9 protein-coding genes and 1 pseudogene are annotated in these 9,814 nt (G+C 71.7%); 6 read left to right on the top strand and 4 right to left on the bottom strand.

Features of this window, described 5'->3' with window-relative positions; translation table 11 throughout:
• The first annotated feature begins 242 nt into the window (after window positions 1-242).
• Both O2L52_RS24540 and O2L52_RS24535 read left to right on the top strand, forming a co-directional pair.
• On the top strand, window positions 243-785 hold the full coding sequence (locus O2L52_RS24540) for a MarR family winged helix-turn-helix transcriptional regulator (protein ID WP_270118855.1): 543 nt from the start codon (window positions 243-245) through the stop codon (window positions 783-785).
• Window positions 782-2,044: an MFS transporter gene (locus O2L52_RS24535; protein WP_270118854.1), complete on the top strand. Its 1,263-nt coding sequence runs from the start codon at window positions 782-784 to the stop codon at window positions 2,042-2,044. Before O2L52_RS24540 ends, O2L52_RS24535 begins: the two co-directional genes overlap by 4 nt.
• A 13-nt stretch (window positions 2,045-2,057) precedes the next feature.
• Here O2L52_RS24535 and O2L52_RS25540 read toward each other — a convergent pair whose 3' ends face one another.
• From O2L52_RS25540 to O2L52_RS24525, 3 genes and pseudogenes are all read right to left on the bottom strand, one after another.
• Window positions 2,058-2,492, bottom strand: a complete 435-nt coding sequence (locus O2L52_RS25540) for a CBS domain-containing protein (protein ID WP_344472530.1) — start codon at window positions 2,490-2,492, stop codon at window positions 2,058-2,060.
• 258 nt (window positions 2,493-2,750) lie between these two features.
• Window positions 2,751-3,386, bottom strand: a pseudogene (locus O2L52_RS25535) (cytochrome P450); the annotation flags it as partial.
• A gap of 780 nt (window positions 3,387-4,166) precedes the next feature.
• Window positions 4,167-5,057, bottom strand: a complete 891-nt coding sequence (locus O2L52_RS24525) for an aminoglycoside phosphotransferase family protein (RefSeq protein WP_270118852.1) — start codon at window positions 5,055-5,057, stop codon at window positions 4,167-4,169.
• A gap of 304 nt (window positions 5,058-5,361) precedes the next feature.
• Between O2L52_RS24525 and O2L52_RS24520 the strand changes: the two genes are divergently transcribed.
• The 4 genes from O2L52_RS24520 to O2L52_RS24505 all read left to right on the top strand — a co-directional run bounded on the left by O2L52_RS24520 (window position 5,362) and on the right by O2L52_RS24505 (window position 9,263).
• Window positions 5,362-6,627: a wax ester/triacylglycerol synthase domain-containing protein gene (locus O2L52_RS24520; RefSeq protein WP_270118851.1), complete on the top strand. Its 1,266-nt coding sequence runs from the start codon at window positions 5,362-5,364 to the stop codon at window positions 6,625-6,627.
• 138 nt (window positions 6,628-6,765) lie between these two features.
• Window positions 6,766-7,044, top strand: coding sequence for a hypothetical protein (locus tag O2L52_RS24515; RefSeq protein WP_270118850.1), 279 nt, complete (start codon window positions 6,766-6,768; stop codon window positions 7,042-7,044).
• Window positions 7,025-8,089, top strand: coding sequence for a polyprenyl synthetase family protein (locus O2L52_RS24510; RefSeq protein ID WP_270118849.1), 1,065 nt, complete (start codon window positions 7,025-7,027; stop codon window positions 8,087-8,089). The genes O2L52_RS24515 and O2L52_RS24510 overlap by 20 nt, the downstream gene beginning before the upstream one ends.
• 19 nt (window positions 8,090-8,108) lie before the next feature.
• Window positions 8,109-9,263: an oxygenase MpaB family protein gene (locus tag O2L52_RS24505; RefSeq protein ID WP_270118848.1), complete on the top strand. Its 1,155-nt coding sequence runs from the start codon at window positions 8,109-8,111 to the stop codon at window positions 9,261-9,263.
• Between the two features lie 12 nt (window positions 9,264-9,275).
• Here the strand turns inward: O2L52_RS24505 and O2L52_RS24500 are convergent.
• Window positions 9,276-9,814 (bottom strand): MFS transporter (locus O2L52_RS24500; RefSeq protein WP_333490227.1); only part of this gene is annotated, 539 nt, incomplete at its 5' end.

The raw sequence follows: 9,814 nt of genomic DNA, 5'->3' as shown, positions 1-9,814 counted from the left end.
ATACTTGAGACGTCTTGGTGATACTTAAAGTTAGTGTATGTTGTGGACAAATAGTCTGTAGAAAGAAAAAGCGGTAGCAAAAGAAGGTCCTCAAGTCATTTATTAAGGTTTCGTCGCTTCTGTTCGTTGCGTCGGGGCCTTTTTTCCTGCTCGAGAACATGCGGCTGAAGACGAGCCCCGCGAGGACGCCTGCCCGGCGGCACCCTGGTTCGTATTTATCACAGTGCTGTTATATTAGTGCTGTGACAAGTACCGACCCCACCGAGCGGGGCTACTGGCGCCCGCTGTTGGCGCTCCAGGAACGGCTGGAAGCCGAGATCGCCGACCTCTACGCCGAGCGGGGTGTGCACGGCGTGCGCCCCCGCTTCGCCTATCCGCTGATCAGGCTGGCCCACAGCGGTCCGATGACGCTCCGGGAACTCGCCGCGAGCCTCGGCCGGACCCACTCGGCGCTGAGCCAGACCGTCTCCGCGATGCGCGAGCAGGACCTGGTCGAAACCGCCCCAGGGGCCGACGCGCGCACCCGCGTGGTGCGGCTGACCGAGCGCGGGCGCTCGCTGGTGCCGTTCCTGGAAGCCGAGTGGAACGCCACCGAGGACGCGATCGAAGCGCTCGACGCGGAGCTGCCGGTCCACCTCGCCGACTATGTCGCGGCGATGTCGGCCCGCCTGGAGCAGCGGGGCTTCCGCGACCGGATCGCCGAACGGCTCGACCGTCCCCGGGCGGGCGAGGCCGAAAGCGCCGGTAGCACGCGGGACCAGGAGTCCGAGGACTCCGGGCGATGAGCCTGCGGACCGGCCTGATCGACCTGCGGCCCCTTGCCGCCAGCGCCGCCTACCGGCGCCTGTGGGCGGGCACCGCGCTCTCGGGCCTCGGCCATCAGATGATGGTCGTCGCCGTCCTCTTCCAAGTCTGGGAGCTCACCAAGAGTCCAGTGTGGACTGGCATGATCGGCCTGGCCTCGGCCCTGCCGATGATCGTCTTCGGGACCGTCGGCGGAACGCTGGCCGACGCGGTCGACCGCCGCGTCCTGGTCCGGTGGACGACCCTCGGCCAGATGCTCACCGCCGCCGCCCTCGCCGCGCAGGCCGCGACCCGGATGCACCACCTGGCGCTCATCCTCGCGCTCGTGGCCGTCCAGTCGGCGTGCTCGGCGCTGGGCTCCCCGGCCCGCCGCACCCTCCCGGCCCGACTGCTGCCGCGCGACCTAGTTCCCGCCGGGCTCGCTCTGCAGCACTTGAACTTCCAGGGCGCCATGCTGGCCGGACCGGCGCTGGCCGGCCTCATCATCGGCCAATGGGGACTGACGGCCTGCTACGCGATCGAGGCGGTCGCCCTCCTCGCCTCCCTGTACGCCGTCGTCAGACTGCCGGCCCTGCCGCCCTTGGGCTCCGAGCCGCACCGCCCGGGCCTGCGCTCCATCGCGGACGGGCTGCGGCACATCGTCCGCTCCCCGGCCGTGAGCGGGTCCTTCGCCACCGACCTGTTCGCGACCCTGCTGGCGATGCCGATCGCGCTCTTCCCGGTGATCAACGAACTCCGCTTCGGCGGCGCCCCTGAGACACTGGGCCTGTTCCCGGCCGCGATCGCCGTCGGCGGCATCCTCGCTGGACTCGGGTCGGGCCTGATCTCCCGCGCCGACCGCATCGGCCGGGTTCAGCTCGGTGCGGCGGTTGCGTGGGGCCTGGCGCTGGCCGCGTTCGGTCTGGCCGAACCGCTGTGGGCCGTGCTCGGCGCGCTCGCGATCGCCGGTGCCGCCGACACGATCGCCGTGATCGCCCGCGGCACCCTGGTGCAGCTGGCCACCCCCGACAGCCATCGGGGACGGGTGTCCTCGGCCGAACTCGTCATCGGGCTCGCGGGGCCCGACCTCGGCAACGCCCGCGCCGGAGTGGTCGCCTCGCTGACCTCCGGACCCTTCGCCCTGGCCTCCGGTGGGCTGCTGTGCGTCGCGGGCGTCCTGTGGGTCGCCCTCCGCAACCGCCCGCTCCGCGAGTTCCGCGTCAGCACCTCGGCCGAAACGGAAGCGCGCGAACTGGTCTAGCGCTGCGGAGTGCTCAGCCGGTGCCGGAGATGTAGCCCTCGAGTTGCCGCTTCTCGAACTCGAGCTGGCCGATGCGCCCCTTGACGACATCGCCGATGCTGACGATGCCCATGAGGGCGCCGCCGTCGGTGACCACGGGGACGTGGCGGATGCGCTGCTGTGTCATGAGGACCATCAGGTCCTCGATGGAGTCGCTCGGGAACCGGGTGTGCACCTCCGCGGTCATGATCCGCGCGACCGGCGCGTCGAGCAGGCCGGGGTCCGCGTGCAGGCCCCTGGCGACGTCCCGTTCCGAGACGATGCCGACGACGTCGCGGCCGTCCGCGCTCACGACCAGCGCGCCGACATTGTGCTCGGCCAACCTGGCGATGAGGGCGCGCACCGTGTCCTCCGGCCGGATGGTCACCACGGCATCGCCTTTGGACCGCAGAATGTCACTTATCCGCATGGCGGCCTCCCGTGTGCACAGTGAGTAGCCATCCAGGCTATCGCAAACCGGGCCGGAGCGACACCGTCTGCGTAAGCGCATGACGGACGGGCCCGACGGCCTCGCCTCCTCGCCCTGGTTCTCGTCGCGGCCGACTCGAACGCGGAACCGGCGGGGTCTGGCGATCGCGTCCCACTGCGGCTTGATCGGTCCCGAGCGCGACGTCACGGTCCTGCCGTCGAGCAGGTCGGCCGCGGTCTCCAGTACGGCGTTGGCGATATGCATGCCGGTGCACATCCGCGGTCCTGCGCCGTACGGGAGGTACGCGTGCGGGTCGTGGACTTCGTCGGCGAGCCAGCGCGCCGGATCGAACCGGCTCGGGTCCTCGCGCCACCAGCGGGGGTCGGTGTGGAGCAGCAGCGGGCTGATGAAGACCGAGTTGCCGGCCGGGACCGTGTAGTCCCCGAACTCCTTGTCCTCGACCAGAACCCGGCTCGTGAGCGCGACCGGCGGATAGACCCGCAGGGTCTCCTTCACGACGGCCCGCGCCCAGTCCTTGCGGTCGGTCGCCTCGGGCCGTGCGCAGTCGTGCGCGCCTTGGGCTGCGAGCAGCCACGCCAGTCCGGCGCCGCCGACCGCGTAGAGGTTCCCGAGGTTGATGGAGAGCGTCTGCGCCACATCGAGATCGGTGAATGCCGGACGGTCGTCGTCGCGGGTGTCCAGGAGCAGGTCGAGCAGGTCCGACGGCGGTTCATCGGGGTCGCGGGACGCCCGGCGCGATGCGACGTGCGCCAGGAGCACCTCGATCAGCGCGTCGTTCGCGCGCAGGCGTCGGTGCGTCCACAGCGAGAGCCAGGCGGGCGGTTCGATCGTCGACTTGCCCTGGGGGATGAGCAGGGCCGCCGCGCGGATCATCTTCGCGCGCAGATCGCCTTCCAGATCGCGGATGAAGATCGCACCGGCGGCGTCGAGCAGGGCGAGCTCGCAGTCGCGTATACGGATGGTCGCGAGTTCGGCGCGGTCGAGGAACCGCTCGAGGTGCCGACGGATGGCCGGGGCCGTCCGTTCGGCGATGTCGCGACCGAGGCGGTGCCACTGGGCGGTGCGCTTGGTGACCATCCAGGTCTCGACCCTGTCGCGGACGAGGCCCCTGCGCTGGACCGAGCGAGGCGGCTCGGGCGGGTCGACGAGGGTTTCGTTGTTGGTGCGGGCCAGCATCCAGTGCGACCAGTCGGGGCGGGCGAGCGCGACCTTGCCGGCGCCGAAGGCGTAGACGTCGCCGTACTCGCCTCGCAGGCGGGCCAGGGACGCGACCGGGTCCCGGTCGAAGTCGTCGGGGGCGAGGCCGAACGGCCGCGGCGCCGGTCCCGGAAGGGCTCGAACAGATCCCCTTGAACCGCTTGTGGAGACAGGCACCGGATGCGTGCCGGCGCCGCGACCGTCGGCGTTCATTCCTAGTCCGTGTAGTAGGCGACGTACCAGCGTCCGGCGGTGACTTTGCCACCGATGGCGCGGGCGACCGCTGCCTTGACGAGACTGCGCATGTTCGCTCCATTCCTTAGTGGCGGCTCGGGGCCGCCGCGGTTGTCGTATGCCAAGTACAGCAGCGGAATGCGGTGATTTCGAGGCATTCCACCGGCGGGAAACCGGCAGGAAGGCGGCCGTCCGCGCCCGCGCACTACCAGCGGCCGCTGATCACGGTGCGGTGAGCGCTTCGACCAGGCGGTGGCAGCGGAGCGGGTCCTCGGTCAGGCCGGCGTCCAGGCCCCAGAGCCAGTAGTCGATCGCGCGGACGAGCACCCAGCTGCGGGCTTTGGCGGCGTCCAGCTCCGCGGCGCCGACGATGGTGTCGAGCAAGGCGTGCACGCCTGCCGGGCCGGGGGCCTCGTCGAGCCGGGTCCACATGAGCTCCGGCACCGAGTGCTCGGGGTCGCCGGAGACGGCTTTGGGGTCGACCGCCAGCCACGGTCGGCGATGACCGGCGAGCACGTTGCCGTAGTGGAGATCCGCGTGCACGAGCAGGGATCCGGTGTCGCCCCCGAGGTCGCGTGCCAGTCCGGCGGCCAGGTCCGCCCATGGCTGGGGGACCGGTCGGCCGAGGAGCTCGTTGCGCTGGTGCACGGTCTCGGCGACGTATGCCGCGGCCTCGCGCAGGGGGCGGATGCCGTCCGGGGCGGGGATCGCGAGCTCCCGGATCAGGCCGCCGGCGATCTCGGCCGCGTCCAGGAGCGGCAGATCCCGGAGGCTCCGCGCCGAGTCCAACCGCTCCAGCAGCAGCGCACCGGCATCGTCGTCGGCATCGAGGAGCCGCACGGCGCCGACGCCGTTCCAGGCCCGCAGGGCCGCGGCTTCGTCGACCGTCGAATGCTCCTGCCACCCGACCTTGAGGACGAGGGCTTCGCCGGCCCGGCGTACCGGAAAGACCACACCGAGCTCGCCGTGCATCGCGGGCTCGGCGGTCGGCTCGAGCCGCCAGCGGTCGCACAACTCGGCCACGAGCGCGGGCAGTCCCGCGATCCACTCGCGGCCCTGCCCGCCACTGAGCCGGATCCGCTCCTCGGCGAACGCCCGGGGTACCTCGATCACGGACGACACCCTACCGGCGGTCGGCGGGAAGCATCAATCCAAAAAACCTGCCGCATCTCCAGTGGAGAAGCCCAGGCCCGCAAACAAAGCCGATGCCATGGCCCGATCATGTGCGCCCCTGCACGGGACCCCTCCGGCGGCGAGGTCCGGCACGCGGATACGACATCGCACCGGCGAAGGGCCGGAGGGCAGGCGACGCGTTCGTGCCGTCCGATCCGCTCGGGCCGTTCAGATCTCCTCGCGGCTCGAGAACGGAGCGACCTTAGCGACCGGGTTCGGCCTCGTCGTCCCTTATGATCCGGTGGTGAACGAGACTGAGACAGCAGCGGCACGCGCGGCCGGCAAGCGGGCCTGGGCCCCGCGGCGGGCGATGGACCGGGCGCTGTGGGCCGCCCCGGTGGTCTCGCCGTCCACGCGACCGCACGTGGGCATGGTGCTGCACTGCAAGGGCACGCCACCGGAACTCGACCAGGTCATCGCGCATGTCGCCGCGCGGCTGCCGCTGCTCCCGGCGCTGCGGAGTTTCCCGGCCGGGTCGTCCTGGCGCATCGAGGCGGATCTGGACCTGACGGCGCATGTGCGCGAGCACCGCCTCGCCCCTGGCCCGGCGTCGCTCGAGGCCGCGGCGGGCGAGCTCATCGGCGCGCCGCTGCCGGAGCAGGGCCCCGCCTGGCAGCTCCACCTGCTGCACGGCCACACCGAGGACGGCTTCGCGCTGCTCTACCGGGTCCACCACTCGCTGCAGGACGGCGGCGGCGTCTTCCATACCTTGGAGACGCTGTTCGCGGACGACACCGGGGTGCCCTCCTCCGCGTATCCGGGGTTCGCGCCGAGGCCGCGGGTCTCGTTGCGGGACACGACGACCGCCGCGGCCGCGCTCCTCGGCGGGGCCCGGCGGGCCGGGATCTGGGCGTCGCACCCGGCGGGGTTCTCCGACGAGCGGACGCGCCGATGGTGCGAGATGCCGGTCGACCTGCTCCGCCGCGCCGCGTCCGCGCACGGCACCACGGTGAACGACGTCTACCTCGCCGCGCTCGCCCAAGCCCTCACCGAAGGGGCGCAACAGCTGCCCTCGGCCCCGGTCCCGGACGCCGTGCCGTTCCTGGTCCCGGTGAACCTGCGACGCGCCGGCGAGGAGGGCGCACCCGGCAACCGCGTCATCCTCACGTCCATCGCCGTCACCGGCGGGCAGTGCACCGCCGAAGAGCGGCTCGCGTTGACGCCCAGCGCGACCGCCGTGCTGCAATCGGCGTCCCTGCGCGAGGCCATGCGCCGGATCACGGCCCTGATCCCGGTCGTCGCCATGACCGAAATGCTCAAGGTGGTGACCAGGCCCGCCCGCGCGGCGGCGCTCGCCTCCAATCTGGTGCTGCGGCGCCGACTCGGGTTCCAAGGCGCGCCGGTCACCCGCATCACGCCGGTGATGTGGGCGCCGCTCGGCGTCCCGGTGGCGACGGTGCTCCTGACCTACCGGGACACCGCGTCGGTGTGCTTCACGCTCGACCCGGCGATGCCCGGCCTCGACGACCTCCCCGACCGCTGGCAGGCGACGATCGCGTCCTGGATCTGAGTTCTCGCCCGGAAACGGGCCGCCCCCGTCGCGGGCTTGGTCGGCGGCGTTCCCCCGTAGGGATGACATTCGCGCGTCTTCTCTTGCGGCGCCGGCAGGTTCACCGGATCATGATCCGGAGCCGAGAGAAAGGCCCCAATGACCTCCCGAACCCCGAGCGACCCAGGCGACCCCAACAGCGCGGTGCTCATCGCCGCCGGAGTCACCGACCTGGTGGTCAGCGGTATCGCCACCGCCTTCGGCAGTGCCCGCAGCCTCCTCGGCCGCAGGGACAAGGCCGCGCTCGCCGAGGACGGCGTCACCGAGCTCAAGGCGCGCGGCCGACTCGCCCTGGGGCGGTACTCCACCGCCTCGCCCGCCTACCTGGAGGTCCTCGCGCAGCACGTGGAATCCCGCCGTGTCCACCGCGACCGCTGACGTCGAGCGCGCCACAACCCTGAAGCACCGCGTCGACCTCGTGCTCGGGGCGTTCGTCGAGACGGAGACCGGGCATCTCCTCGCCATCGACCGGGACCTGCAGCCCGTCGCCGACCAGCTCCGCGTCGCCACCGCGCACGGCAAGCGGCTGCGCGCCGCGTTCTGCTACTGGGGCTGGCGCGCCACCGGCCAGCCCGACAGCGACGCGCTCGTCCGGGCCGCGGCCGCAATGGAACTCGTGCACGCCGCCGCGGTCGTCCACGACGATCTCATCGACGACAGCCGCCTGCGCCACGGACTCCCCACGGCCCACCTGGCATTCCGCGACGCTCTGAGCGGACGGCCGCGCCCGCACGGCGCCGCGCGATCCCTCGCGCTGCTCACCGGCGACCTGCTCATGTCGTGGGCCGGGCAGCTGTTCACCGACAGCGGGCTCCCCGCCGCCTACCTCGCGCGGGCGCGCGTCCTGTGGTCGGTGCTCGCCCGCGAGCTCGTCGCCGGCGAATGCCTCGAGATCCTCCGCACCGGCGCCCGCCCCGACGTCCAGGCCTCCCTTGCGGTCATCCGCTACAAGACCGCCAAGTACACCGTCGAGCACCCGCTCCACATCGGCGCCGCCCTCGGCGGCGCCTCCAGGGAACTGCGCGAAAGCTTCACCGCCTACGGCCTCCCGCTCGGCGAGGCGTTCCAGCTGCGCGACGACCTCCTCGGCGTCTTCGGCGACCCCGACCGCACCGGCAAGGCCGACACGGACGACATCACCGCCGCCCGGCCCACCGTCCTGCTCGCCCACACCTGGCACGCCGCCACCGGTGCCGAGCGGCGCGATCTGCGCCGCCTGCTCGGGTCGCCCCGTGTCGACGCGGAGGGCCTGGAACGCGTCAGGGCGATCATGCGCCGCACCGGCGCCCCCGAGCGAGTGGAGCAGATGGTCGCCGAACGCGTCGGCACCGCAGTGGACGCCGTGCGCCGCGCGCGGCTGCCCCGGGACACGGCCGACGCACTGGTCGAGCTGGCGCACACCGCGACCGTCCGCCGAAGCTGAACCGAGCCAAGGAGCCCCGATGACCTACGACCCGAGCGACATGGACCGACTCCGCCGGTACGGCGACGAGCTGGCCGACGCGACCGTGGCGGCCCTGTTCGAGCGCGGCGAGATCGGCAAGTTCAACACGCTCATGCGCTACTTCTCGACCGCCGGACAGGACCTGCCCGAGGGGCTCCCCGAACCGGCGCGCGAGTACCTCGAGGCCACCTCGATGCCGCCGCCGTGGATCGACTGGGCGCAGATGGAGCAGGCGCGGCTGTTCTTCATCGACAACAACGTGCACGTCTCCACGGCGCTCTCGTTCGCGTCGATGCCCGCCTGCTACGTCGTCCCGCATGTCGCGCAACTGCTCAGCGCCACGCACTCGCTCAAGTACCCGTCGAAGCGGATGGCCGAGACCGGGCAGTTCACCGTGTTCCTCATGCAGCCCGACGCGTTCGAGGCCGGCGGCCGCTTCATCCCCGCCGCGCAGAAGGTCCGGCTGCTGCACGCGTCCATCCGCCACCACCTCGCGCAGGAGGGCCGCTGGGACGTCGCCCGGCTCGGCACGCCTATCTGCCAGGAGGACATGATCGGCGGGCAGATGCTGTTCTCGCTGCTGGTCCTCGACAGCCTCGAACGGCTCGGGGTCCAGATGAGCACCGAAGGCGCCGAGGCGTACTTCTACGCGTGGCGGGTGGTCGGCGCGATGCTCGGCGTCGACCAGGCGCACGCCCCGGCGGACCTCGAGAGCGCCCGCCGCTTCCTCGACCTCTACTTGACCCGCCACATGGGACCGTCACCCGAAGGCGCCGACCTCACCCGCCAGCTCATCGAGATGTACGAGGAGGTCGTGCCCGGGACGTTCTTGGACCCGATCGTGAGCGCCATGATCCGCCACCTCATCGGCGACACCTGCGCCAACTGGCTCGACGTGCCGCGCTCCAATTGGGACGCGGTCGCGAAGGTCGCGCCGTCGCTCCTGCGGGTGGTCGAGTCGGTCGAGGAGCGATCGCCGTTCGGGGAGTGGGGCATCGACCGGCTGGGCCACCTCACCACCGTGTTTCAGCTCAGTGCGCTGACCCGGGGCCGGGTCATGCACTACGCCATCCCGGCGGAGCTGAAGCCGGAGTTCGGCGTGCCGCACCGGCGCGGACGCTGGACGCCGCCGCGAACGACCATGGCACCCTGAGGCGCCGAGCCGTCACTCCGGTGCGGCACGAACCTCCAAGGGCCGCTTGATGATGCGCTCCGCCAGGATGATCGCCGCTGCGAGGGCGGTGATGGCGGCGAGGAGGGTGAACATCTGCGGGGTGCCGCCGGTCCAGGCGGTGAGGTGGGCTCCTGCCCAGGGGCTGAGGGCGATGGCGACGGTGGCCGGGGCAGAGAGGATGCCGTGCAGGGTGCCGTATCCGTGCGGGCCCCAGCGGTCGGTGATGGCGGTGGCGTCGAGCAGGGTGAAGGCGCCGCGTGCGGCGCCGAGGAGGACGACCGTGGCGAAGACCAGGCCGAGGGGGCCCGCGATGAGCGCGGTGGCGAGCGTGGTCGCGGCGCCGATGGCGAGGATGGCGACCGCACGGACGCTCGGTCCGGTGCGGATCGCGATGGGCGCGTATGCGATACGGCCGAGGAGCTGTCCTGCGCCGCAGATGCCCAGGACCCATGCGGCGGTGGCGGTGTCCGTGCCGCGTCCGGTCATGAGCGGGACGAGGTACAGGTTCGAGGTGCTCATCGTGAAGGCGG

It is taken from the genome of Glycomyces algeriensis (assembly GCF_027622855.1).
Lineage (GTDB): Bacteria > Actinomycetota > Actinomycetes > Mycobacteriales > Micromonosporaceae > Glycomyces > Glycomyces algeriensis.
The sequence above is the reverse complement of the archived record's forward strand: the minus strand, read 5'-3'. Positions and strand labels throughout refer to the sequence as shown.